Here is a 24,900-nt window from a genome sequence, read left to right as displayed (position 1 = left end):
TTGAACGGTCTTGCACAAAGAATCAATAGGACGGGGAACTTTATTTACTTGGGTGATTATTTATGAGCTTGGCAATGCCATCTTGATTTCAATCGGTACGGGTGCAAAACAAGATGCGTGGCTTGCGGTACTGTTGGGAATGTTAATAGGGGTAGCTGTTTTTGGCTGGATTTACGGACCGCTATATCACATGTTCCCAACCGAACCGATAACTTCACTAATCCGCAAGGCCGTAGGCACACGGATCGGGTGGCCGATAGGCTTTGCATATATGACTTATTTCGCCTATATATCTTCACGTAATTTACGCGATTTTGGTGAGCTGCTGATATCTTCGACTTATGATGAAACTCCACTATTGCCCATTCAAGTATTAATGATGCTCAGTTTAGCGTACTTGATATCAAGAGGGGTTGAAGTATTTGCCCGTACCACTCAAATTTTTTGTTCCATCCTTCTGTTATTTATATTTGCAAGTTATATACTCGTAATATTATCTGGACTATTGGACGTTAGTCGGTTGCTTCCAGTACTTGGGAAAGGATTTATGCCTGTAATTCACGCCGCATTTCCGCTTACCTATACATTCCCTTTCGGAGAAATGATTGCGTTTCTGATGCTGCTGCCCTATGTGAATGTAGTCCGTAAAACGATCCGAACCGCATCATACGGCATCGTACTGAGCGGTCTTCTCATCAGTCTGACAATCTCGATGAACATCGCTATCCTTGGGGTCGATATCGTTAGCCGTGCAACATTCCCGACTTATACGGCTATAAGCAAAGTGAATATCGCCGAAATTCTTCAACGGATGGATGTCCTTGTTCTACTGTCTCTCATCATCAGCAGTTATTTCAAAATTGGCACCTTTTATATAGCCGCCGTGTTGGCAGCCTCTGATTTATTTAGAATAACGTATAACAAGCTTGCCGTGTCTATTGGTCTTTGTATATTATTCTCCTCAATGATAATAGCGAATAACTTTTCAGAACATCTGGAAGAAGGGCTTATAGTTATTCCTCCCTATTTTCATCTGCCGTTTCAGGCTGGAATTCCGTTGTTGCTGCTCATTATCTTGAAAATCAGATTTAGACATCGTTAATGATGGCACACGATACTTCAGAAGACTATAATTTACTATCAGGAATAATTAGGAATTTGTGAGGATATACTGGGAGAAATCTCCTGCTTTTCGCTTTAACCAAAAGAGGAACATTAGTCTATGGTTATCGTGATCCAATAAATATAGAATAACCATGACAACAAAATATTGTCGGGATTGTTACTGTTAAGCAGGCAAGACCTAAAAATCTCCTTGGGAATTTCCCCATCGGAATTTTTAGGTCTTTTTTCTGTTGGCTGGAACAAAATATGAAATGGAGAAGGAGACAGGGCATGAATATCAAAAAGTTTGTGAAGCAGGCAACAGCAGTAACTTTTACAACAGCTTTACTGGCAGGTGGCGGAACTTCAGTTTTTGCGCAAGGGAATGACAAACCGGGATACAATGAAGATTACGGCTTTTCCCACATCACACGTTTTGACATGCTGAAAATTCCCGAGCAGCAGCAGAGTGAACAATTCAAAGTGCCAGAGTTCGATGCATCAACTATCAAAAACATCGCTTCGGCAAAAGGCTATGATAAATTTGGGAATTTGATCGATTTGGATGTATGGGATAGCTGGCCGCTGCAAAATGCCGATGGAACGGCAGCAAACTATAAGGGCTACCAAATCGTTTTTGCACTGGCAGGGGACCCGAAGAACGGAAATGACACATCGATTTACATATTCTATAAAAAAGCCGGCGAGACTTCGATTGACAGCTGGAAGAATGCCGGCAGAGTCTTTAAAGACAGCGATAAATTTGATTCGGGCGATCCGATCCTCAAGTATCAGACACAAGAGTGGTCAGGTTCCGCGACATTAACTCCAGAGGGTAAAGTGCGTTTATTCTATACGGATTTCTCGGGCGCGACGTGGGATGGAGGAACGGGTTATGGCAAACAAACGTTAACAACGGCTCAAGTCAACTTGTCCGAGCCGGATGCCGCTACATTGAAAATTGACGGCGTTGAAGATCATAAATCCATCTTTGACGGAGACGGAACAACTTATCAAAATGTTCAGCAATTTATCGATGAAGGTGCCTATTCTTCAGGTGATAACCATACGTTAAGAGATCCTCACTATGTTGAAGACAACGGTCATAAATACCTTGTATTTGAGGCCAATACAGGAACAGAAGTGGGTTACCAAGTAGAGGACGCTTTCAATAATAAAGTTTTCTATGGCGGAAATAAAAAATTCTTCGAAGCTGAGAAAGATAAATTGCTGCAAAGTCCTCAAAAACCTATCGCTACTTTGGCGAACGGCGCACTCGGTATGATTGAATTAAATGACGATTATACGTTGAAAACAGTAATGAAACCTGTGATTGCATCCAATCTCGTTACGGATGAAATTGAACGGGCGAACGTATTTAAACTGAATGGCAAATGGTATTTGTTCACGGATTCCAGAGGCTCCAAAATGACCATTGATGGAATCAGTGCCAACGATATTTATATGCTGGGCTTCGTATCCGATTCTATTACCGGACCTTACAAGCCGTTGAACGACAGTGGACTTGTGCTGCAAATGGATCTTGACCCTGCTGATCTTACCTTTTCGTACTCTCACTTTGCCGTACCGCAAGCTGACGGGAGAAATGTGGTCATCACAAGCTATATGACAAACAGAGGGTTCTATCCCGATCATCGGGCTACCTTTGCTCCAAGTTTCTTGGTGAACATCAAAGGCTCCAAAACTTCGGTTGTCAAAGACAGTATCCTTGAACAAGGACAATTGACGATCAACTAAGGATACGCATCAAACGGTGCAAACTCATTGCCTGAAAGCGATATGGGTCAATAGACCTGTATCGCTCGGGTATTGAAAATTCAATATTTTAATGTGATATAGTTGAATAAAAGGGATATGATGTAATTTTCGACTAAACCATCTTTATCCCTTTGAAACTGTGAAATAGTAACAATAATTATAGGAATGTATGTGGTAGACCGAGAAGAAACCCCTACTTTTGTCCTTAATTAAAACAGGAGTTTTAGGCTATAGTCAGACCATTGTTCAACAATATAGAATAACCGTGACAACAAAATATTACGGGATTGTTACTGTTTAAGCAGGCAAGACCTAAAAACTCCAATTGGGGATAGCAGTGCTATCAATTGATATCCCCATAGGAATTTTTAGGTCTTTTTCTGTTTGAGAGTAACAAAATTCGAAGGAGAAAAGGAGACAGAGTATGAATATCAAAAAGTTTGTGAAGCAAGCGACAGCAGTAACTTTTACAACAGCTTTACTGGTAGGTGGGGGTACTTCAGCTTTTGCAAAAGGAAATGACAGTCAGAGTTACAATGAAGACTACGGCTTTTCCCACATCACACGCTTTGACATGCTGAAAATTCCTGAACAACAACAGAGTGCGCAGTTTAAAGTGCCGCAATTTGATGCATCAACTATTAAAAACCTCTCTTCTGCAAAAGGCTATGATCAATACGGGAACTTGATCGATTTGGATGTGTGGGACAGCTGGCCGCTGCAAAATGCCGATGGAACCGTGGCAAATTATAAGGGCTACGAAGTTGTTTTTGCTTTAGCGGGAGACCCTGCTAGAGGTTGGGACACATTTATCCACTTGTTCTATAAAAAAATCGGTGACAACTCCTTTGACGCTTGGAAGAGTGCCGGCAGAGTATTCAAGGACAGCGATAAATATGTTCCAAACGATCCTATTCTGAACAATCAAGCCGAAGAGTGGTCGGGTTCCGCAACCTTGACTGCCGATGGCAAAGTTCGCTTGTTCTATACCAACCGTCAAGGCTGGGATCCGGCACACGGCTTCTTCGGTAAACAAACCTTAACAACGGCTCAAGTCAATCTGTCTGAGCCCGATGCCAGTACGCTGAAGGTGGATGGCGTAGAAGATTTCAAATCGATCTTTGATGGGGACGGTAAAATTTATCAAAATGTGGACCAATCTTTCGGTGGAGGAGACTATTCCGACAATCATACCTTGAGAGACCCTCACTATGTTGAAGACAATGGCCATAAATATCTTGTATTTGAATCCAATACAGGTACTGAAACGGGTTATCAAGGTGAAGATGCCTTCAATAACAAAGTTTTCTATGGCGGAAATAAGAAATTCTTCGAAGCCGAGAAAGAAAAGCTGCTGGCTGGTCCTAAAAAATCCCTCGCTACTTTAGCGAACGGATCACTGGGTATCATTGAATTGAATGATGATTATACGCTGAAAACAGTCATGAAACCGCTAATCGCATCCAATCTTATTACGGATGAAATTGAACGGGCGAATGTATTTGAACTGAATGGTAAATGGTATTTGTTCACGGATTCCAGAGGATCAAAAATGACCATTGACGGAATCGGTGCGGAAGATGTTTACATGCTGGGCTACGTTTCCGATTCCTTGACCGGACCTTACAAACCGTTGAACGACAGTGGGCTTGTCCTGCAAATGGATCTTGATCCTAAAGATGTTACTTGGACTTATTCCCATTTTGCTGTACCGCAAGCTGACGGAAAGAATGTGGTCATTACAAGTTACATGACGAATAGAGGTCTCTATCCAGAGCATCGTTCCACCTTTGCGCCAAGCTTCCTGGTAAACATTAAAGGCTCCAAAACTTCGGTTGTCAAAGACAGCATCCTTGAACAAGGACAATTGACAATCAAATAACAACAGGCTTACTGTATAATTAAAGAAAAGAAAATGTCGATGTTTACATTGGCATTTTCTTTTTTTCTTATAGCGAGGTGTTCAATTGAATAACAACAAAGCATTTAGAAGACAATTCGTTGTATGGATTATTTGTTTAGCCGGCCTGATCACGATAGGGTTAGCAGTCCATTATTCAACAAAGGACAGAACAGAGGAAACCATCGTTAATGAAGAAACTCCCTTATCTAATCAGAAGCCTTCCTATCGGGCCGCCTATCATTTCACAACTCCCGACAAATGGATGAACGACCCTCAGCGGCCGATTTATTTGGACGGCAAGTATCATTACTATTATCTCTACAATCGCGACTATCCAAAAGGAAATGGTACAGAGTGGCGGCATGCGACATCAACGGATTTGGTTCATTGGACAGATGAAGGTGTGGCCATTCCCAAATATACGAACCGAAACGGCGATCCCTGGTCGGGATCGGTCGTTGTAGATACAGCCAATACGGCAGGCTTTGGCAAAGGGGCTCTTGTGGCGATTGTGACACAGCCCTCAGCGAATGGCGGAAAGCAGGAGCAATATTTATGGTACAGCACGAACAAAGGGAAAAAGTTCACCTCTTATAGTAACGTTCCAGTTATCTCGAATCCGGGCACACATGATTTTCGCGATCCGAAGATTATCTGGGATCCAGAGTCCCGGAAGTGGATCATGACCATGGCTGAAGGAACGAAAATAGGTTTCTATGAGTCCTCGAATTTAAAGAATTGGCACTATACCAGCGGTTTCATCACGGAAAATATCGGTATTGTGGAGTGTCCCGATCTTTACAGGATGCGGGCGGATGACGGGACCTATCACTGGATTCTTGGCGCCAGCGCAAATGGGAAACCGGAGGGTAAACCCAACACCTATGCTTACTGGACCGGAAACTTTAACGGTGACGAATTTGTCCCGGATCGAAAGGAGCCGCAGTGGCTCGATTACGGATTTGATTGGTATGCCGCTGTAACCTTTGAAGAGGGGGCGGGCAGCGATAAAGACAGCCATCGATATGCTCTGGCCTGGATGAATAACTGGGATTATCCCCATACTACGCCGACACTGCAGGAAGGCTATAACGGATTGGACTCAATCGTTCGTCAAATCAAGCTTAAGTCTGCGGACGGTACGTACCGTTTGATTTCACAGCCCGCTGAAGGATTGAATCAATTGACGAAATCAACGGAATCCTTTCAACGAATAGAGGTTAATGGCTCTAGAACGCTTAATACAACCGGAGATACGTATCAGCTTGAGGCGGACATATCGTGGTCGGATATCAAGAATGCAGGACTCAGACTTCGAGAATCTAAAGACAAGAAACGACATGTCGATGTCGGGGTTTTTGTGGAAGGCAGTTACAGCTATGTCAATAGAGCAAATACATGGCAGCCCGACAAGCGCGGAACCTATGTGGAGAGCAGGGCGCCGTTCGTTGCTGGCAGCAAAAAGGTGCATTTAAAAATCCTCGTCGATAAAACAAGCATCGAAGTCTTTGTTGATGATGGATCGGTCGTTTTTTCCAATGTCATCTTCCCTGGATGGAACGATAAAGGAATCACTCTTTTTTCAGAAGGCGGCGAGGCGGTCTTTGAAAATGTCGTGATCAAGCACCTGGGCAAAGATTAATCATTTGGCCCTGAACATCGGCTAACACAGCTCTTTCTCAGCTGCATTAGCCGGTGCTCCGGCGCCTTCTTTCTTAATATTCAAAGCTATCCGGCTGATCCATGGAATCGACCAGTTTTCTCTTCTGCTCCAGCTCGCCAGCGGATTTTACTTCCACGCCTTTGTCACCAGCTGCCTGTTCTTCCTCATTTAGCGAAGTCTGGTTCATTTCCCTTTGCTGATTGAGTTCCTGTTCTTCTCTCATGATAATCCTCCTTATGAAGCTGTCTGAAATGCGGGCCTCCTCTACATTGTTAACCAATAAGAACTTCCTTAAGCAAAAACAAACGTTTTAACCGTAGTATTTGTCTGATACCGTTCTTTGAAGTTTGAATAAACTATATCAACCTCAGAAAAGGAGTGATATAGTTGGCAAACAGAGATGTACGTCTTGCTCTTTGGTCGGGCACCAATTTTACCGGTCGCCGGATCCTCTTCAGACGTGGAGGAGTTGCAGTTCGTGATCTTGGAGCGTTTCGTTTTGACAATGTTCTCTCGAGCTTCCGGCTCAGAAATGTTGTGCAGAGCTCTCAAGTAACGCTTGTACTGTTTTCGCGAATTAACTTTCAGGGATCATTCCGTGTGTTCCGCGGCAGCCAAAACGTGGCGAACTTAGGCAATTTTAACTTTAACAATGTCACATCTTCGTTTATTTTGGTAGGCCGCAACCTGACCAACACCGAAATTGCCCTAATCCAAAGCACCGGCAGACCCCCTCGTGACATCCTCATCATCAGACAGTAATACCGCAAATGGGCGCCTTAGGGCGCCTTTTTTTGTGAAAACATCACTCACTCCAAGAGCTTTTCCACCGTTCATCTTCAGTTCATATACCTATATTATTATTATTTCATTAATTACATAGGAGGTCTCTTAATGAGTACAAAGAGAAAGTCCAAGACAAGAAAATGGCTGGTTGTCAGTATAATAGTGATTGCCGTGGCAGTCATTGCCGGTGCGGTGCTTAAGCGGCCCGCGGCCGCGGCCTATGAAAGTGTAAATGCCAAAACAGGAGATATAACTACGTATTATTCTTTTTCAGGAAATGTCGAAACGAAGAATCGTCAAACGGTCATGGCTGAGAAGATATTACAAATATCGGATATTAAAGTCGAAGAGGGAGATACGGTTACCGAAGGTGAGGTGCTGCTTACGACAACAGCAGGTGATGAGATTAAATCTAAAATCAATGGTGAAATTGTGAAGATCAATGTAGAAGATAACGCACAGGTCATGGCTGGAACGGCACTGCTGGACATCGTTGATTATAATCTGGAGCTTAATGTCAAGGTCGATGAATACGACATACATGCCTTAGCGCCAGGCAAGGAAACAACAGTGAAAATTGGGGCGATCAACAAGGAGATGACAGGGAAGATCAGCAGTATTTCTAATGAAGGCCAGATTATGAACGGAATCACCTTCTTTATGGCGACGATTGACCTTGCGAAAGATGAGGATCTCAAGATCGGCATGTCAGCTGAGGTAAAGGTTATCAGCAATAAGGCTGCGGGTGTTGTGACATTGCCTATGACAGCCATTCAGTTTGATGATAACAACCAGCCCTATGTGCTGAAAAAAGATCAAAATGGGGCGGAGGTTAAAACTGAAATCACGACTGGGATTAATGACGGGACAACCGTTGAAGTGAAAAGCGGGGTTGCAAACGGAGAAACCATTCTTTATAAAAAAGCTGCTGCGGCATCAACAGGCGCAGGATTCGGCGGAGGAGGCGGCAATGCGAATGGTTCGGATGGGGGCGGTAACGAATGACAGAAATCCTTCGCATGCAAAATATAAACAAAAGCTACTATATGGGTGAGGAAGAGCTGCCCATTCTGCATGATGTAAACTTAACCATCCATTCCGGTGAGTTTGTGTCCATACTTGGTCCGTCAGGTTCAGGCAAATCTACCATGATGAACATCATCGGCTGTCTGGATGTGCCATCGTCAGGGAAGTACCTTCTCTCCGGCAATGATATTGATGACCTCGATGAGATCGAGCTTGCCAAAATACGAAATAAAGAAATAGGCTTTGTCTTTCAGAATTTTCAGCTTTTACCACGGATGACCGCTCTGCAAAATGTGGAGCTTCCATTAATATATAGAGGTCTTTCATTTTCGGAACGCCAGCAGCGTGCAAAAGCGATTCTTGAACGCGTAGGATTAGCGGAAAGAATGAAAAATCTGCCCAATCAGCTCTCCGGCGGACAGCAGCAGCGCGTTGCTATTGCCCGAGCATTGGTTACAGAGCCAAGCATCCTGCTTGCAGATGAACCCACAGGCGCCTTGGACCAAAAAACGGGAGCACAGGTCATGGAGCTGTTCGAAGAACTGAATAACGATGGAAGAACGATTGTTATGATTACCCATGACATCAAGATTGCCCGTCATGCCAGAAGAGTCGTTCATATTTTAGACGGTCATTTAACTGAGCAGACGGGGCAGGAGGTGGAGTAGATGCTGTTTGAAAGCATAAAGATGTCTTGGGAAAATATTATTCATAACAAGCTCCGTTCCTTCTTAACCATGCTTGGGATCGTTATCGGTGTAGCCTCCATTATCGCATTAATTACGATCGTTCAAGGTGCGACGAACAGTATCAGCGATCAAGTCAATGCGCTTGGCGTCAACCGGATTATGATTAATGCTATGGGCACTCCTCTAAAACAGGGCCTTAACGAAGATGATATGAACAGTATTTCGAAATTAGACAATATCAGCGGCGTATCACCCACAGTTTCAGGGAAAACGGGTATTGTGTATAATGGTCATGTCAAAGAAGACGCATCGGTTCAAGGGAAGAATGAGGTTTACTTTAAGGCCGATTCAAGCCTGATGAAATCCGGAAGAGCGATCAATAGATTGGACCTGGAAAGCAAGAATCAAGTTGCTGTTATTGGCAGTAATATCGTGAATGAATTCTATTACGGAGTGGACCCAGTCGGGAAAGAGTTAATGATAAACGGGACAACGTATACGGTAATCGGCACATTAACCTCTTCGAGCGGATTCGGATTGAGTTCAAATAACGATTCAATTCTCATTCCATATACAACAGCGCTGCGTGGTTTGAACGTAAAAAGTATATCTAGTCTGGATGTTTACCTTAAGGATACCAGCTTGGCGGATGATTCCGTAACCGATATTAAAGGCGTGCTGAGCGCAGCGTTTAATTATAAGGATAACGCATACACCGTTAATAATATGGGGGATATGATCGAATCTTTCCAAACCATGATGTCGATGATGTCCATGCTTCTTGGGGGGATTGCGGCAATTTCCCTTGTTGTCGGGGGAATCGGCATTATGAACATGATGCTTGTATCCATCACCGAACGGACTACAGAAATTGGCCTTCGCAAAGCTCTGGGAGCGACTCCAAACCGAATACAGCTTCAATTTATCATCGAATCGATATTCCTCTCGCTTATTGGAGGACTGATCGGATTAATACTTGGCGCTCTCATTGCTTATGTTGCCGCAGCGCTTATTGGCCTAGGTTTCTCCATTTCCATGTCAACCGTTTCTCTCGCGATAGGATTCTCTGCGGGTGTGGGTATCATTTTCGGATATATGCCTGCCAGAAAAGCCAGCAGACTCAATCCGATAGACGCGCTCAGAAGCTTATAATTAAGCAGATACTAACTATAAAAGGAAGCGGCAAAAATGGTCAATATTCTGGTTGTTGATGATAATGAAAGTATCCGAAAGCTGATGACAACATATCTGATCCGCGATGGATATCACGTTTTTGCCGCTTCTGATGGTTTGAAAGCATTGGAAGTGCTGGATACGGAGCATATCGATCTTATGATCGCGGATATTATGATGCCGAATATGGATGGCTACACGTTAACCGAAGAACTAAGAAGCTCAAGGCATGAGCTCCCCATACTGATGATTACGGCGAAAGAAACCTTTGAAGATAAGAAAAAAGGCTTTCTGGTCGGCACCGATGACTATATGGTAAAACCGATTGATTTTGATGAAATGCTCCTGCGGGTCCATGCTTTGCTCCGCCGGGCCAAAATTTCCAATGAGCATCGAATCGTGATCGGCGAGATTATCCTTGATTACGAAACGTTGACGGTTACAACCCCAGCCGAAACCTTCATTTTGCCTAAAAAAGAGTTTTACCTATTGTTTAAGCTTTTGAGCTATCCGCAAAAAATATTTACGCGACAGGACCTTATGGATGAAATTTGGGGACTCGATAATGACACCGACGAACGGACCATTGATGTCCATATCAAGCGCTTGCGCGAGAAATTCGATGGATTTGAGGAATTTAAAATCATCACCGTCAGAGGGCTTGGGTACAAGGTGGAAAAGCTGATATGAAAAAGCCCCGTCTGCTTACATCCATTTATGCTAAATTCGCGATCCTTTTTTTGCTAATATGGTGGGTATTAAATTCATTGACTTTCGGTGTGACCATAAATATCATTGCCAATAGTTTTTTTGATAAATTGTCTATGGACCATGACCAGTTAATGGCTGAATTTAGAAGAGTCCGAACGATTACCGGTCTTGTATTTCTTGCAAGCGCCGCCGTAGGAACAATCATCATCTTAATTGCGGTAAGAAGCATTGTAAAACCGATCAAGAGGCTGTCAAAGGCATCGAAAGAGGTGGCCAAAGGCAACTTCGATATTGAGGTAAAAGTAACCAGCGCAGATGAAATGGGGCAGTTAACCGCCGATTTTAACTTGATGACTAAGGAACTGAAAAATATCGACGTGCTGCGTAAAGATTTTGTATCCAGCGTGTCCCATGAGTTTAAGACACCCATTACATCCATAAAGGGTTTTGCCAAGCTAATTAGAGATAATCCGTTGACGGATGAGCAATTCTCGGAATATACAGAAATCATCGTGAACGAAAGTGAGCGGTTGTCGGTGCTTTCGTCCAATCTATTAAAGCTTTCCGAGCTGGATAGTAAAGCGATACGAGAGCAGGCAACCGTCTTTTCGCTGGATGAACAGATCAGGAAAGCGGTATTAATCCTGGAAGCCGCGTGGTCCAAGAGAGAGATTGAATTTGACATCGATTTAGAGGAAATAACCATAACGGGCGATGAGCATTTGCTTCAGGAGGTCTGGTTAAACCTGATTCAGAATGCCATTAAATTTTCGAATCAGCAGGGTTCGATAAAAATTGGTCTGCATCAGAGCGGAGAGCTCGCAAAAGTGGAGATTACAGACCATGGCATCGGTATCAGGGAAGAGGATAAGGAGCGTATTTTTGAACGGTTCTTTAAAGGCGACAAATCACGCTCGCAGGACGGAAATGGATTAGGGCTTGTTATAGTTAGGAAAATCGTTGAGATGTCGAGTGGAAAGGTATACTTTGAAAGTGAATCAGGCAAAGGCACTACCTTTATCGTTGAACTACCTCAAATTTCTCCATTCCATTCTGCATAGAAATTATTTAAGAACTCTACCATAATGTCATGTCTTCTTTGAGCTTTCTGTGCTCCAATACTTGTATTCATTAAATCTTTTAATAGTAACAGTTTTTCGTAGAAGTGACTAATCGTATCATTTTCAGAATTTCCATCTGTAACGTCGACAGCGTTATTGGTAAATGCCGGATTATACATAGGTCTATTGACATGTCCTCCATAAGCAAATGTTCTACCTATACCCATCGCTCCAATGGCGTCAAGTCTGTCGGCATCTTGAACAATTTTGGCTTCAATAGTAGACAATTTATGTGTATTAGCTCCACCCTTAAAAGAAATATTATTTGCTATGTATACTACATCTTCAATAATTTCTTTAGAAACTTCTAATTTACCCAAGAAATCTGAAATCATTCTTCTTCGATCATCGTCAGTGTACCCAAATTTATGGTCAGCAATATCATGAAGCAATGCTCCTAATTCAACAATAAAACAATCCGCTTCTTTTGTTTGTTTGGCAATATCTATAGCATTATTATAGACTCTAACAATATGCCACCAATCATGTCCTGAGCCTTCGCCTTCAAGCTTTTCTTTTACAAATTGTTTGGTCTTCTCCAATACTTGCTCTTTTTTCATCATTAAACCCCTTTATTATAATTACTTAACAAATTCGAATTTTCTTCGCTATTGTCGAGAAGCTGATAGAATAAAACGTTATTACAGTCCATCTCCTTTTGGGTATCGAACACCTTGTGGTTGCCGCAAAAGTAATACGAGACGAGCGATACGTTGGCGCCCGCCTCTTCCTACGGTCGTGGGGTTGAAGCCCTGCCGCGCGAACAGCTTCTTCGCGGCCTGCAAAATGCGCAGCTTAACGTCATTCTCTTCTGGGCCCATGCTTTTCCATTTCCCCTTTGTTCCTTCGTTCTCTGGAATTGTGTTCCAGGACGAAACCATTCCTTTTATGCCTCTTATTATAAGCGGGACAAGCGAGAGTTTTCCAGTGAAGGCAAGATAGGTGTCGGGATTCGTTTATATCTTCAGTTTACTCTGTTCATTTTGGAGGGTTTGGAAAAAATATTCATCATTGACAGATACCCAAATAATGCTATACTAGTAAAAACATTAAGCATATGAGATTACTCGGAATAAAACCCGCTGCTTTTTTGATAGCTAGAAATCCCCCATATCACCACGATTTCCCGGGATTATGTCTTGGGCAAGCTAACTGATCCCATGAATTCGGGCGACTTCCAATAATTCTTGTCAATCCGATTTCCTTGTCCGATTCTTCTTTTTACAATACCTGGCAACAGCCAAATAATGGTGTGCGCCTAAGGAGTGAGTTAAACCCAAATAAAGTTAGAAGGAGGTTTTAATAGTGTCAATTAATTTAGATCGCTCACAGGTAATCATCAGGGAAAAAAGACTGAAATCCATCGTAGGGTATCAAGGAACGATCAAGGATTTGGCGGAACAATCACAATCAGGATGTCTGAAAAATGCATCCAGAGGATTCAGCCAGGCTACAAATTGCAACTCGGGCTGTGCACAGGGGTATTTATCTTCGATAACGGACGCGGCTATCGTCAATCATGGACCCATCGGCTGTGCAGGTGACGTTGCAGGCGCAAACGCGGGGTTTCAATGGGGGCAGAGAATCAGAGGCTGGAACCAGAGAAACGTTAGAGTCATCAATACCAATATGTCGGAAAAGGCTGTCGTTTTCGGCGGAGACAAGATTCTGAAAGAAGGCATCCTGAAAGCCTATGAAAGATTTAAACCCAAAGCGATCTTTGTCACCACATCCTGCGCTTCCGGCATTATCGGAGACGATATTGAGAGCACGATAAAAAGTGCGGAAGCGGAGATTGGCATCCCCGTAGTTCCCGTATTTTGTGAAGGTTTCCGGTCACAGATCTGGGCATCCGGATTTGATGCGGCGTTCCATGCCCTGTTGACACGAATTGTCAAACCTGCCGAGAAGAAGCGTCCCGAATTGGTGAATGTCATCAATTTTGTGGGCAGCGGCCGGGCTCTAATTACGGAGATTTTCGGGCGCTTGGGGCTCGTGCCCCAGTTCGGAACCCAGTACAGCAGCATTGAGGAAATCTCCAGATGGTCGGAAGCCGGGGCTACAATTAGCATTTGCGGCACGCTCGGCGGCTATATGGGAAATGGCCTGGAGCAGAATTTTGGCGTTCCATATGTAACGGCGCTGCAGCCGCACGGGATTTCGGGCTTTGATGACTGGCTCACCAAGCTTGGAGAGACCGTAGGCAAGGAGAAAGAAGTGGAAGAGTACCTTGCCGAACAAAAGATTCTTGCTGCGCCTGAATTGGAAGAGATCAAGTTTAAGCTGAAAGGCAAAAAAGTGGTCGTCGGCATGGGGCCTAGCTTCGCGCATAACTATATCCGGTTTCTCGAGGATCTCGGCATGGAAGTGGTATGGGGATTCTCCTGGCATTACGATGCCAAGCATGATCATGGCGGATGCCCTTCCTGCACAGTGGAATTGACCAAGAAAGACAAAGATATCCCGGTCAGCGTAAGTGATCAGCAGAATCACGAGGTCATCAATTTGCTGTCCAAGGTCAAGCCGGATATTTTCATCGGAAGACATCCCGGAATGTCCGTCTGGGCTACAAAGATGGGTATTCCCGCCATCATGGTCAGCGATGAGTACAGCGCCTTCGGTTATCAGGGAACGATCGAGTTCGGACACCGCATTATCGATGCCCTGACCAACAATAATCTTGCCTTGAATCTGTCGAAACGAATTAATCTGCCCTACACCGAATGGTGGCTGGAGCAGGATCCTTTCGAATTCCTGGAACAAAATAATAAGAGAACAGAAAGTGAGAATAAGAAAAATGTCGCTGTGCGTTGAGCAAATCAGACATGTGTGCACACTCGGTGCGTTTGAATCGGTACTGGCCATCAAAAGAGCGGTGCCCATCGTCCATGCCGGTCCGGGGTGTGTGGCCAAGCTGTGGACAACACTCGGAAGTCAAAACGGACATCAAGGTTCGGGCTATGTCGGGGGACATGCGATTCCCTGTACCAATGCCTCGGAAAAAGAAGTGGTGTTTGGAGGTACGGACCGGCTGCGCACAGTCATCACCAATACCTTCGATGTCATCGATGGTGATCTTTTCGTAGTGCTGACAGGCTGCACATCGGATATCATTGGGGATGACGTGGGGGAGATTACAAGAAAGTTCCAGGCCCAAGGCAAACCAATTGTATATGTGGAAACCGGCGGGTTCAAGGGAAGCAATCTGATCGGTCATGAACTGGTTCTGGATGCCATTATCGACCAGTATTTGCAGCCGCAGCAGGTAGAACCGGGACTGGTCAATATCTGGTCGTCAGTGCCCTATCAGAATACCTTCTGGTCGGGTGACATCGAGCAGCTGAACATTCTCATTTCTTCACTTGGGCTGAAACCGAATGTGATCTTCGGACCGGATAGCAGCGTTGACGCTGTCAATAACATACCTAAAGCGCAGTTTAATCTGGTGATCTCTCCATGGGTGGGACTCCGGACCGCCGAGCATTTGGAGGATAAATTTGGTACACCGTTTCTGCATTATCCGGCGCTTCCGATCGGTCCGACCGAAACCTCCAATTTCCTGAGAACGGTAGGTGAATTTGCCGGGATTGATCCTTCAGTAGTTGAAAATGTCATCCGCAAGCAGGAGGATCGATATTTCTACTATTTGGAAAGAGCAGCCGATACTTTGTTGGAAACAAGACTGCTGCCGAGACGCTTCATTACGGTGGCGGACAGCCTGTATGCGCTGGGAATCGCCAAATTTTTGACCAATGATATGGGATTAATCCCGGAGAAGCAGTTTATCACCGATGATACACCAACTAATTATCAAAGCGACGTTGCCGCTGAATTTGCAAAATTCACAAACGATATCGTTGCCGAGACAACATTTTCAAATGACGGAGGTTTCATTGAAGAAGAAATAAGAAGACTAAAAATTAGAAGCCGTCCTCTTATTCTAGGCAGTTCCTGGGAGCGGGTGGTTGCAAGAGACTTAAACGCCTATCAATTATCTGTTTCCGCACCCATCGGCAATGAGATGGTATTGAGCAAATCCTACGTCGGATATAATGGAGCATTACAATTAGTTGAAGATATCTATTCCGTCGTTTTGAATGATTTCATGTGAAAATAAGCTCAAAGGTTCGCATAATTGTTCTTAGGAGCAATTTGCGAACCTTTTTTGTTCAGGATCGCAGGCTTTGCGGAAAGATCTGAAACCTACATGAACTTTAGGAGTGAGGAAAAATGAAAGTCATTGCTGTCAACGGCAGTCCGAGAACAAACCGCAATACAGCGACACTGCTTCAGGAAGCGCTCCATGGGGCGGAGGCCCAGGGGGCGGAGACAAAGCTGGTGCATTTGTATGATCTGAATTACAAGGGATGCGCGAGCTGTTTGTCCTGTAAAAGAAAGGGCAGCCGGTTGGGCGGACTATGTGCCATGAAGGACGATTTGAAAGAAGTGCTCAGGGAAATTCTGACTTGCGACGTCCTACTGCTTGGTTCCCCTATCTATTTCGGCAATGTTACCGGAGAAATGCGAAGCTTTTTGGAGCGGCTGCTGTTCCCCAATTTATCCTACAACGAAGGAGAAAGATCCACTTTTGAGGGCAGGATCAACTCAGGCTTCATCTATACCATGAATGTCACAGAAGAACGGATGAAAGAGGCGAATTACGAGGCGGTATTCCAGAGTAACCGAAATCTTCTACAGATACTGGGCGGGGATTCGGAGATTTTGCTTTCCTATGATACGTACCAATTTACCGATTATTCCAAGTATGAAGCTTCCAGATTCGACGCTGCGCACAAGGCTAGGGTAAGGGAGGAGCAGTTTCCCGTCGACCGCAGGAAGGCGTTTGAGCTCGGAGCCCGTTTGGCTGTCGTATGACGCGAGCTGTGAGATGCCCCGTCTCTGGAGTCTTATCTATCAGTTATAACTAACGTTGTTGATGCATACGCACCTGTCATTTTTGGAATGTTCGAGTGAATCAATATGATTTTAAGTAGATAGAGAAGTTGCTTGATTTATTAAGTGGGTCCAACTCCTTGCATTCGGCAGCGGCGGTAAAGCTTGTTGATGTTTTGTTGTCCTTTCATCAAAATTGTTTGAAAATTGTAAAAAATATCAAATCTATATTCTATTCCAAATTTTCCTATGCTACTCTAATAGCGGCCATCCATGGTCAAAACTCAATGAAGAGAGTGGAGGAATGAATGATGTTTCAAAGCTTCCTGCGGGTACGCAAAACCTGGACGAGCCTGGTGATTGCCGTTGTGCTGGCGTCGGGTTTAGGGATCCCGTCGCTGCAGGTCAACGCGGAAGGACCGTCCAATCCGGCACCCAGCATCACCCCGACCACGGTGAACGGCAAGAAGGTTCTGTTCGACAATACACATGCCCAGACTGCTGGCGCGGCGGATTGGGTCATCGACGGCGGCTTCTCGGATTTCGCCAACGGATTGGCGGCCGAAGGCTATTACGTTAAGGAGCTTCGCAAGAGCACGGAGATTACCTTGTCGGATCTGTCCGACTACGACGTATTCGTCATTCCGGAAGCTAATATCCCTTACAAGACATCGGAGCAGACCGCTCTGCTTAACTATGTAAAGGACGGCGGGAGCATTTTCTTCATCAGCGATCATTACAACGCAGACCGGAACAAAAACCGTTGGGACGCATCGGAGGTCTTCAACGGCTATCGACGGGGAGCCTGGTCGAATCCTGCGCTCGGAATGAGCACGGAGGAAGCTGCTTCGTCCGCTATGTCCGGGGTCGCCAGCGAGGACTGGCTGTCTTCCAACTTCGGTGTGAGATTCCGCTACAACGCGCTCGGCGACGTGACAGCAAACAATATCGTGACGCCGTCGCAAGCGTTCAATATTACAAGCGGGGTATCCACCGTTGCCGTTCACGCCGGTTCAACGCTCGCCATTACCGACCCGGCTAAGGCGAAGGGAATCGTCTATGTTCCGACAACGGCTACCGCATGGTCGAGTGCAGTGGATGCCGGAGTTTATAACGGCGGCGGGATTGCGGAAGGGCCGTTTGTCGCCGTAGCCAAGGTTAGCGCCGGCAAAGCGGGCTTTATTGGAGATTCCTCCGCGGTGGAAGACGCTTCACCTAAATATAAGAAAGAAGAGACGGGCGGTACCAAAACGACTTACAACGGCTATGAGGAGGAGGATGACGCCACTCTCTTGATCAACATGGTAAACTGGCTCGCGACGCCGGAGAGCTATACAACTCTCTCCTCGGTACCTGGGCTTACACTGGATATGGCAACTTCGTTGTACAGCTGGGAAGCGCCCGCCAGCTCCACGGAGCCGGAGACTGAGCCTTGGGCATCCCCGGCTACCGGGTACAAATGGTATGATCCTTCCACGTTCAAGACCGGCTCTTATGGTACCAACTCGACCTCCACCACGACGCCAACTTATGCGTTCGACCATCAAGCAACGCTTCCGAACCATTATGAGTTCGAGGTAGAAGTGATCGTCACCGGTCTGACGGCCAACTCGACGACCTCTGGCTATAGCCTCGGAGTATACACCAGTACGGGGACGCAAGTCGCGAAGGTTAAGAACAGCGACGGTTCGTGGCCGTCATCCTATGGCTACAGCTCAACCTTCTCGCTGACGGCCAATTCAAGCGGTGTTGCCTCCAAGACATTAACTGTAACAATCAATCCGAGCGTAACCGGCGCAGCCAATATGCGATTGAGATTGAGCGGTACAGCAAAGTACACCGAGGCTGTGACGATAGCAGACGTTCCTGTCGAGTAATTCGAATCGGATCTGCGCGTCACGCTGGCGACAACTACGCTATTGGACTTATGCTCTAAAAGGAGCGGGGTAACAGCATAGAACGTTACCCCGCACCTCTTTTGAGATCGCCAAGCGCGATAACAAACCTGTCTTCTTATCTATCGGGTATAGCCAGTTGTTGATTCACACGTATCTGTCACTGGTGAGATGTCCGGTCATTTAAGTCTGTTCGCAGCGCACCTTTCCTTTTCTAATCGTGTTAGGTTTCCGCTCTGAAATATAGGAACCGGTTAGAGTCAGAAGGGTTCCTGCCAGGGTTGCCCAGGTGATCTTTTCATGCAGAATAAGGGCAGAGGCTGCCACTGTAATGACAGGCACAATATAAATGTACACGCTTGTTTTTACCGCTCCCAAGATTCCTACCGCCCGGTTCCAGGTTACAAAACATAATGCGGAGGCTCCCAGGCCCAAGTATAAAAGGTTTGTAAGATTTGAAATTTTATGGAATCGATCCGGGTCAAGATTGAATTTATGAAGAAATAACACAGGCAGCATAAATAGCAGTCCATAAAAGAATACTCTGCGGGTCGCGCTGGTGGTGTGATGCTTTAGCCCGCTTATTTTTCGCATCAAGACAGAATAAATTGCCCAAACAGCAGGGGCCAAGAACGCTAATAGGTCTCCGACCGGGTTCAGCTGCAAGAGGAAATTCCCGTTGAGCCCGATTAATATAATTCCTGTCAGCGCAAGCGAAAATCCTATAATAAATTGAGCATTTAATTTTTCTTCCTCTAAAAAGAAGTGAGCCAAAACCGCCGTGAAAAAGGGAGCGATTGAAACGATCACGCCTACGTGGGAAGCAAGCGTATAAATAAGGGCTATATTTTCTATTAAAAAGTATAATGTGACCCCGCAAAGTCCTGCCGAGATAAACAGCAATTCTTCTTTAAAATCCTTAGTTCGGATTGGGCGAGAATAGACAAGAAACAAGACAATGTACCCGATGAGAAAGCGAAAAAACAGAATTTCAACGGGGGCAAAGTCAGTTAGCAGTATTTTTGTGGAGATAAAGGTTGTTCCCCAGATTAAAATCGTGACCAGTGCCAACAGGTGTCCGGTTGTGACCTTGCGCTGATCCATCATGCCGTGATATCCGCAGATCGTTTCGATCCCGTTTCATGAATAAATATACGCGCATATTGCTTGGGGGTTAAGCCAATCAGTTTTTTGAAGAAATTTGTAAAGTGGCTCTGATCGCTAAAACCGGTTTGAATAGCCACATCGATCGGGGGCACTCCTTGTTCCAACAGCCTTTTAGCATGGTTAATCCGAATAGTTGCCAGGTAGCTGTACGGCGAGATTCCTTTTTGTCTTGTAAATGAGCGCAGCAGGTGATATTTGCTGAGTCCTGTCAATTTACTTAAATGATTTAGAGTAATGCTTTGCGCAAAATGTGACTCTATGTATTCGCATATGATTTTGATTTCAGAAGTGATTTCCTGAGAGGGACCAGGAGCACTTACGTCTGAATATTCTCTCAGCAGCTGCTCCAGGAGTAACAGAAACAATTCTTCTTTTTGAAAATCGGGTTGCCCCTCCAAAACCATTAGATGCAGATCATGCAGGGATATTGCCAGTTCACTGCGGTAGAGAACGGTTGGTGTGAAACAAGGCAAATACTCCATTCCTGTAATTTCCAGCACGTATTGGCGCATTACCTCTGGCTGAATGTTGAGGCAGCGATAGTCAAGCGTATTCCCGTCGATCTGTTCACAGGCGTGGGGATCTTGCGGGTTAAAGATCACCACATCTCCGCTGTTAATGATGTACTCCTCATTTTTACAAAGCAGATGCCGCTTGCCTTGTTCAATAAAACCAATGACATAATAATCATGAAAATGGTTGGGGAACTTTTGCATAATTCCTTCAAACCGATACACTTCAACCTTTAAGTCCGCATCGAAGCTTATCGTTCGAACTTCACGAGTCATTGACTGCACCTTCTTTTTTTGTTCAATGTGTTGCAATTATATTATATGAAGAAAGGGAATTCTTGAACGATGTTGCTGGAAAGAGGACCTTTATATTTTCCATTCGCTGCGAGGGCGGGTAGGTGTAGGGGGCATTATATGATGAATTTGTTGGCGGGAGCAACTGTGGCAAGCGTTACTAGGAAAAAATCGGATTTCATCGCAACTACCTTCCGTCCAGCATAGAGGTGCGTCTGGGTCATTAAGTAGAAGAATCTTCTTACTGCGAGGATCGGCCTGGGTTTGGTCCCGGCAGTACCGGGACTCATCCCCCTAAAAGCGGCCTTATAATGCGTGTCTATAGCTGGGCCCGGGTAACCGGCTGGCCTCATGCTATGCTTGTTCCTCATAACCGATCGCCTGAAAAATAAACTGTGTCAAATCCTCCATAAGCAAATCCGGATTTTCTTCGCTATTGTCGAGAATCTGGTTGAAATAAAACGTTTTGTTGTGAAACAGGATGCTGCCAAGTACACTGATGAACGTGTGATCAAGTGACCGGAAACGAAACACGCCCTGATCCCGGCCCAGCTTCAGCCAATCCCGGAGCAGTGTCCAAATCGGCAGCGTCAATTCTTGTATCTTATCCATTCGGGGGGACTGCATGATGATTTCCTGCTGTAGCAGACTGATCATTTCCGGCTCACGCAGCCGGTAAGCGGTGATCTCCCGTATCAGCAGTTTGAGACCCGAGACCGCATCCATCCGGGACAGTCGATCTCCTTCTAATATATCGTGCGAAAAGTATTCCGTGAACAGGGCATCGAACACCTTGTCCTTGCCGCCAAAATAATACGAGACGAGCGATACATTGGCGCCCGCCTCCTCGCATATTTGTCGTACGGTTGTAGCGTTGAAGCCCTGCCGCGCGAACAGCTTCTTCGCGGCCTGCAAAATACGCAGCTTAACGTCATTTTCTTCGGAGCCCATGCTTTTCCATTTCCCCTTTGTCCTTCGTCTGCATCCTCTTATTATAAGCGGGGCAAGCGGGAGTTTTCCAGTAAGGTCAGAGGCAAGCGCTGGATCTAATCATCCGGGATTATGATTCTGGCACCGTATTTGAGCGAGTCTGACCTGCGGGCGCAACAGCCTCATTAGACGCCGGTTCCCTGCGCAGGGCTGTCATTCCGATCATCACGAGCGCCATCACCGCCGCAATGACGAGCAGTGCCGTGGCAATGCTTCCGATCCCAGGGCCACCGAACAGCAGATTCATTAGTCCTTCCACCGCGTAAGTAGCCGGGAGTACGCCACCGAGATTGAAGTAAAAGCCGGACAGCATTTCGCGCGGCATCATCGCTCCGGAGGACACGAGCTGCACGGACAGCAGCACAATGTTCAGCAGCATGCCGGCCGTGCCGAGCAGCACAAGCAGCGTCTGCGCGACGATCATGAACGTAAGCACGAATAGTGTCTGGAAGCCCCACAAGGCCAAAAATCCTTGTTCGACCTGTCCGCCTAGCAGCATGACAAGCGACGTTCCGACGAGCGACACGATGATGGCTACCGGAATCGTAATGGCGAAGCGGGCGCCGAGCCGCTGCAAGCGTCCTGTGCGGTCGGAGATTGCCGTCATGGATATTTCCAGATTTTGAGCCATAATCATCGCCCCGACAAACGAGGCGAGCACCATCATCATCGGCACCATCTGGTTGTTCGTCCCGTTGACGATGTTCACCGACTGGATATCGGAAACGACTCGCTCGGACAACACGCCCGACACGGCCGCTGCTTTCTCCGCCGGCATTCCCTGTGACAGTACGGTATGGGCGCCCGCCGCGATTGCTTGCTTATTCGCTGCTGCTGTTACCTGGGAGGCGATGGAGGTCATTATGCTCTTGATCATCGCTGGATTGGACTCGTTCACAACATACTGAATGGATGCCTTACTGTCCTGTCCCGCCACAAGCGACGTAAAGCCTGCGGGTATATGCACAATCATCTGAATGTGGCGGTCTTCCAGCCGATCTCGTGCGGACTCCATATCCGCTGCCGTCTCCACATGGACGGGCAGCCCCGCCGACAACTGCTTCGAAATAACGGCCCCGCTTTGCGCATCCTCGTTAACGACCGCGATGCTCAGCTCGTCGATTCGGTCGGACATGCCCTCATAACCTGTCATCCAGATGATGGAAAAGACCAACTGAAAGAGCAGCGCGGTAGCAATGCCGATTATCGTCGTCTTCATTTTCAATAATTCCTTGACTGTATTCATTAAGCCTTTCACTCCTCAAAATTCGTATGAGTATAACTTCGTGATTAAAACGAATGATTTAAATGTTTGTTTTAATCGTTTGTTTGAATTATAAAGGGTGAAATCTGCGGTGTCAATCTGTACCAAAGGACGGAAACAAGCATTCCCCGGCAGCGGACAATTGAAACCGATGAATAGAGTAGAGAGTGAGAAGTGACAATCAATGGCAAGCTTATGAAGAAAACCAACAACTTACTGCGGAAACAGTCGAGACTTCTTTTGTAGAAGCGGGCGGTGTAACGTTCGCATTCCGAACATTTGGCGCCAAGTCGGTGGTACCGCTCGTCATGGTTCAACGTTTCAGAGGCACGCTTGATGATTGGGACCCTGCATTAATAAATCGATTGGCACAAGATAGAACCATTATTATGTTTGATAATGCCGGTGTTGGTCTATCGTCCGGTGAAGCACCCGATACCATTGAAGGAATGGCCGAGTATGCCATTGCTTTCATCGAAGCGCTTGGTCTAACGCAAGTGGATCTGCTCGGTTTCTCGATGGGCGGCTATGTTGCACAGCAGGTGACGGTTGAGCGTCCGGATTTGGTTCGCCGGCTGATTCTCGCAGGTACTGGCTCCGGAGCGGCGGAAGGGGCTCAAAAAGGGGAAGCCGAAGTTTTCAAAGTAGCGTTCAAGCCGGTCAATGAACCGGAGGATTTCCTCTTCTTGTTCTTTGACTCTACGGAAACAAGCAGAGCGGCGGGAGAGGAATACCTGCTTCGACTACAAAGAAGAACGGTCTCTCGGGCTCCACTGGTTAAGGCGGAGTCGGTTAAAGCACAAATTCATGCCATCGTTGCATGGGGCACCCAGTCCGCATTTGAACGTCTGGTGGACTTGAAGCAGCCTGTTCTTGTAGCCAATGGTAAAAACGATATTATGATTCCGACCTTCAATTCCTATTTATTGTTTCAACAGATCCCGAACGCTGAGCTAGCCCTTTACCCGGATTCCGGTCATGGTTTCCTGTTCCAGTATGCGGAAGCATTCAGTCGGCGGATCTCGGAATTTCTCAAATAGAACTGTCAAGCGTCAATTTTTAGTGAAGCTCTTGCGGCTTAAGGCTGCGGGGGCTTTTATTTTTGCGATACCATTTGACGTAGAATAGATAGCACGCTATATTATTCAAGGTGCAGAGCTTGGAGAGGTGCAAGTAGTTGTAAATAGTATTACAGAAGGAAGCTTTTCTTAGAGCGAGTAATTATTATCGTACAGCCGAGTTCTTTTTGAAGAATGACGAGCCGATCCGGTTGGAATGTTATAAGAAAAGTGTAGAAGCGTTTAGACAAGCAATACAGCTAATGAGTGAAAATTGTGCGCAAATCGATATTCCTTTTGAAGACGGGTATCTAAGCAGCTATTTATTTACAGTCGATAAAGATGCGCCAACCCTTATTTTTATAGGTGGATATGATTCAACAGTTGAAGAACTATACTTCGCTGGCGGTGCCGCTGCACTGAAGAGAGGGTTCAATGTTTTGATTTTTGATGGTCCCGGTCAAGGAGAGGCTTTACGAATTCAAAAAACGGTTGCCAGATTTGATTTTGAAAAGCCGGTAAGTGCTGCTCTTGATTATTTGGAAGACCATACGGAAATAGACACCAATAAATTTGTGGCTTTATTAGGCATGAGTTTAGGCGGTTATTATGCGGCAAGAGCTGCTGCGTTTGAAAAAAGAATAGATGCTTGCATCCTTTTTGATGTTTTTACCGATGCGTGGGAATCGATTACTCAAAAAAATCCAATAATTAAAAAGGTCGAATCCAACTCCGCTGCTATAAAATTTGATGTCTCAAAGCTGGATGCGAATACACGCTGGCTGATTCAAAATGGACTATGGGTCTTCGGATGCAAAGAATTATCGGATATGCCGGATAAAATAAAAAAATTCACAGTCAAAGGTATTTAG

Annotated in this window: 22 protein-coding genes; 16 read left to right on the top strand and 6 right to left on the bottom strand. The window is 45.7% G+C overall.

Annotated elements, in window-relative coordinates; genetic code table 11:
* Positions 1-10: 10 nt before the first annotated feature.
* The 4 genes from KP014_RS18040 to KP014_RS18025 all read left to right on the top strand — a co-directional run bounded on the left by KP014_RS18040 (position 11) and on the right by KP014_RS18025 (position 6,428).
* Positions 11-1,102 (top strand): GerAB/ArcD/ProY family transporter, encoded by a 1,092-nt coding sequence (locus KP014_RS18040; RefSeq protein WP_036599904.1) that lies wholly within the window; start codon positions 11-13, stop codon positions 1,100-1,102.
* Positions 1,103-1,395: 293 nt separating this feature from the next.
* The gene (locus tag KP014_RS18035) at positions 1,396-2,862 is read left to right on the top strand and encodes a glycoside hydrolase family 68 protein (RefSeq protein ID WP_036599907.1); all 1,467 of its coding nucleotides are present in this window, start codon (positions 1,396-1,398) and stop codon (positions 2,860-2,862) included.
* 445 nt (positions 2,863-3,307) lie between these two features.
* On the top strand, positions 3,308-4,765 hold the full coding sequence (locus tag KP014_RS18030; RefSeq protein ID WP_036599910.1) for a glycoside hydrolase family 68 protein: 1,458 nt from the start codon (positions 3,308-3,310) through the stop codon (positions 4,763-4,765).
* A gap of 85 nt (positions 4,766-4,850) precedes the next feature.
* Positions 4,851-6,428 carry a glycoside hydrolase family 32 protein gene (locus tag KP014_RS18025; protein WP_036599912.1) on the top strand — a complete coding sequence of 526 codons (1,578 nt, stop codon included), beginning with the start codon at positions 4,851-4,853 and terminating at the stop codon, positions 6,426-6,428.
* Positions 6,429-6,501: 73 nt separating this feature from the next.
* Here KP014_RS18025 and KP014_RS18020 read toward each other — a convergent pair whose 3' ends face one another.
* Positions 6,502-6,672, bottom strand: a complete 171-nt coding sequence (locus KP014_RS18020) for a hypothetical protein (RefSeq protein ID WP_175491728.1) — start codon at positions 6,670-6,672, stop codon at positions 6,502-6,504.
* A gap of 164 nt (positions 6,673-6,836) precedes the next feature.
* On the opposite strand from KP014_RS18020, the gene KP014_RS18015 reads away from it, so the two are divergent.
* The 6 genes from KP014_RS18015 (at position 6,837) to KP014_RS17990 (ending at position 11,895) form a co-directional block, all read left to right on the top strand.
* Positions 6,837-7,211 carry a hypothetical protein gene (locus KP014_RS18015; RefSeq protein ID WP_025687978.1) on the top strand — a complete coding sequence of 125 codons (375 nt, stop codon included), beginning with the start codon at positions 6,837-6,839 and terminating at the stop codon, positions 7,209-7,211.
* Positions 7,212-7,343: 132 nt separating this feature from the next.
* Positions 7,344-8,240 carry an efflux RND transporter periplasmic adaptor subunit gene (locus KP014_RS18010; protein WP_036599915.1) on the top strand — a complete coding sequence of 299 codons (897 nt, stop codon included), beginning with the start codon at positions 7,344-7,346 and terminating at the stop codon, positions 8,238-8,240.
* A gap of 5 nt (positions 8,241-8,245) precedes the next feature.
* A complete protein-coding gene (locus tag KP014_RS18005) occupies positions 8,246-8,929 on the top strand; it encodes an ABC transporter ATP-binding protein (RefSeq protein ID WP_175491774.1) in 684 nt (227 codons plus the stop codon).
* A complete protein-coding gene (locus KP014_RS18000; protein ID WP_036599919.1) occupies positions 8,930-10,102 on the top strand; it encodes an ABC transporter permease in 1,173 nt (390 codons plus the stop codon). It begins immediately after the preceding gene.
* A 36-nt stretch (positions 10,103-10,138) separates the two neighbouring features.
* Positions 10,139-10,813 (top strand): response regulator transcription factor, encoded by a 675-nt coding sequence (locus KP014_RS17995; protein WP_036599921.1) that lies wholly within the window; start codon positions 10,139-10,141, stop codon positions 10,811-10,813.
* Positions 10,810-11,895 carry a sensor histidine kinase gene (locus KP014_RS17990; RefSeq protein ID WP_036599923.1) on the top strand — a complete coding sequence of 362 codons (1,086 nt, stop codon included), beginning with the start codon at positions 10,810-10,812 and terminating at the stop codon, positions 11,893-11,895. The genes KP014_RS17995 and KP014_RS17990 overlap by 4 nt, the downstream gene beginning before the upstream one ends.
* Here the strand turns inward: KP014_RS17990 and KP014_RS17985 are convergent.
* The gene (locus KP014_RS17985) at positions 11,868-12,518 is read right to left on the bottom strand and encodes an HD domain-containing protein (protein ID WP_216700392.1); all 651 of its coding nucleotides are present in this window, start codon (positions 12,516-12,518) and stop codon (positions 11,868-11,870) included. The two genes, KP014_RS17990 and KP014_RS17985, sit on opposite strands and share 28 nt — an antisense overlap.
* Positions 12,519-13,260: 742 nt before the next feature.
* Here KP014_RS17985 and KP014_RS17980 point away from each other — a divergent pair.
* From KP014_RS17980 to KP014_RS17965, 4 genes are all read left to right on the top strand, one after another.
* Complete coding sequence (locus KP014_RS17980; protein ID WP_036599932.1) at positions 13,261-14,769, top strand: nitrogenase component 1; 1,509 nt, start codon at positions 13,261-13,263, stop codon at positions 14,767-14,769.
* Complete coding sequence (locus KP014_RS17975; protein ID WP_216700391.1) at positions 14,738-16,066, top strand: nitrogenase component 1; 1,329 nt, start codon at positions 14,738-14,740, stop codon at positions 16,064-16,066. Before KP014_RS17980 ends, KP014_RS17975 begins: the two co-directional genes overlap by 32 nt.
* Positions 16,067-16,185: 119 nt before the next feature.
* On the top strand, positions 16,186-16,830 hold the full coding sequence (locus KP014_RS17970) for a flavodoxin family protein (RefSeq protein ID WP_036599937.1): 645 nt from the start codon (positions 16,186-16,188) through the stop codon (positions 16,828-16,830).
* 329 nt (positions 16,831-17,159) lie between these two features.
* Positions 17,160-18,725 carry a DNA-binding protein gene (locus KP014_RS17965; RefSeq protein ID WP_090833690.1) on the top strand — a complete coding sequence of 522 codons (1,566 nt, stop codon included), beginning with the start codon at positions 17,160-17,162 and terminating at the stop codon, positions 18,723-18,725.
* 201 nt (positions 18,726-18,926) lie between these two features.
* On the opposite strand, the gene KP014_RS17960 is transcribed toward KP014_RS17965, so the two are convergent.
* The 4 genes from KP014_RS17960 to KP014_RS17945 form a co-directional block, all read right to left on the bottom strand.
* Positions 18,927-19,847, bottom strand: a complete 921-nt coding sequence (locus tag KP014_RS17960) for a DMT family transporter (RefSeq protein ID WP_036590347.1) — start codon at positions 19,845-19,847, stop codon at positions 18,927-18,929.
* Positions 19,847-20,698, bottom strand: coding sequence for a helix-turn-helix domain-containing protein (locus KP014_RS17955; protein ID WP_036590340.1), 852 nt, complete (start codon positions 20,696-20,698; stop codon positions 19,847-19,849). The genes KP014_RS17960 and KP014_RS17955 overlap by 1 nt, the downstream gene beginning before the upstream one ends.
* A 372-nt stretch (positions 20,699-21,070) precedes the next feature.
* Positions 21,071-21,667, bottom strand: coding sequence for a TetR/AcrR family transcriptional regulator (locus KP014_RS17950; RefSeq protein ID WP_036590344.1), 597 nt, complete (start codon positions 21,665-21,667; stop codon positions 21,071-21,073).
* A gap of 109 nt (positions 21,668-21,776) precedes the next feature.
* Positions 21,777-22,952 carry a YhgE/Pip domain-containing protein gene (locus KP014_RS17945; protein ID WP_090833688.1) on the bottom strand — a complete coding sequence of 392 codons (1,176 nt, stop codon included), beginning with the start codon at positions 22,950-22,952 and terminating at the stop codon, positions 21,777-21,779.
* A 185-nt stretch (positions 22,953-23,137) separates the two neighbouring features.
* On the opposite strand from KP014_RS17945, the gene KP014_RS17940 reads away from it, so the two are divergent.
* Both KP014_RS17940 and KP014_RS17935 read left to right on the top strand, forming a co-directional pair.
* On the top strand, positions 23,138-24,010 hold the full coding sequence (locus KP014_RS17940; protein ID WP_090833687.1) for an alpha/beta fold hydrolase: 873 nt from the start codon (positions 23,138-23,140) through the stop codon (positions 24,008-24,010).
* 143 nt (positions 24,011-24,153) lie between these two features.
* Positions 24,154-24,900 (top strand): alpha/beta hydrolase family protein, encoded by a 747-nt coding sequence (locus KP014_RS17935; protein WP_139210529.1) that lies wholly within the window; start codon positions 24,154-24,156, stop codon positions 24,898-24,900.

The sequence above is a fragment of the Paenibacillus sophorae genome (assembly GCF_018966525.1).
In the GTDB taxonomy this organism is placed as follows: domain Bacteria; phylum Bacillota; class Bacilli; order Paenibacillales; family Paenibacillaceae; genus Paenibacillus_AQ; species Paenibacillus_AQ sophorae.
The sequence above is the reverse complement of the archived record's forward strand: the minus strand, read 5'-3'. Positions and strand labels throughout refer to the sequence as shown.

Bases quoted from the DNA above. Each gene is read 5' to 3' on its own strand.
- KP014_RS18035 (WP_036599907.1), top strand. From the start codon at position 1,396: ATGAATATCAAAAAGTTTGTGAAGCAGGCAACAGCAGTAACTTTTACA.
- KP014_RS18030 (WP_036599910.1), top strand. From the start codon at position 3,308: ATGAATATCAAAAAGTTTGTGAAGCAAGCGACAGCAGTAACTTTTACA.
- KP014_RS18020 (WP_175491728.1), bottom strand. From the start codon at position 6,672: ATGAGAGAAGAACAGGAACTCAATCAGCAAAGGGAAATGAACCAGACT.
- KP014_RS18010 (WP_036599915.1), top strand. From the start codon at position 7,344: ATGAGTACAAAGAGAAAGTCCAAGACAAGAAAATGGCTGGTTGTCAGT.
- KP014_RS18000 (WP_036599919.1), top strand. From the start codon at position 8,930: ATGCTGTTTGAAAGCATAAAGATGTCTTGGGAAAATATTATTCATAAC.
- KP014_RS17995 (WP_036599921.1), top strand. From the start codon at position 10,139: ATGGTCAATATTCTGGTTGTTGATGATAATGAAAGTATCCGAAAGCTG.
- KP014_RS17990 (WP_036599923.1), top strand. From the start codon at position 10,810: ATGAAAAAGCCCCGTCTGCTTACATCCATTTATGCTAAATTCGCGATC.
- KP014_RS17985 (WP_216700392.1), bottom strand. From the start codon at position 12,518: ATGATGAAAAAAGAGCAAGTATTGGAGAAGACCAAACAATTTGTAAAA.
- KP014_RS17970 (WP_036599937.1), top strand. From the start codon at position 16,186: ATGAAAGTCATTGCTGTCAACGGCAGTCCGAGAACAAACCGCAATACA.
- KP014_RS17965 (WP_090833690.1), top strand. From the start codon at position 17,160: ATGTTTCAAAGCTTCCTGCGGGTACGCAAAACCTGGACGAGCCTGGTG.
- KP014_RS17960 (WP_036590347.1), bottom strand. From the start codon at position 19,847: ATGGATCAGCGCAAGGTCACAACCGGACACCTGTTGGCACTGGTCACG.
- KP014_RS17955 (WP_036590340.1), bottom strand. From the start codon at position 20,698: ATGACTCGTGAAGTTCGAACGATAAGCTTCGATGCGGACTTAAAGGTT.
- KP014_RS17950 (WP_036590344.1), bottom strand. From the start codon at position 21,667: ATGGGCTCCGAAGAAAATGACGTTAAGCTGCGTATTTTGCAGGCCGCG.
- KP014_RS17945 (WP_090833688.1), bottom strand. From the start codon at position 22,952: ATGAATACAGTCAAGGAATTATTGAAAATGAAGACGACGATAATCGGC.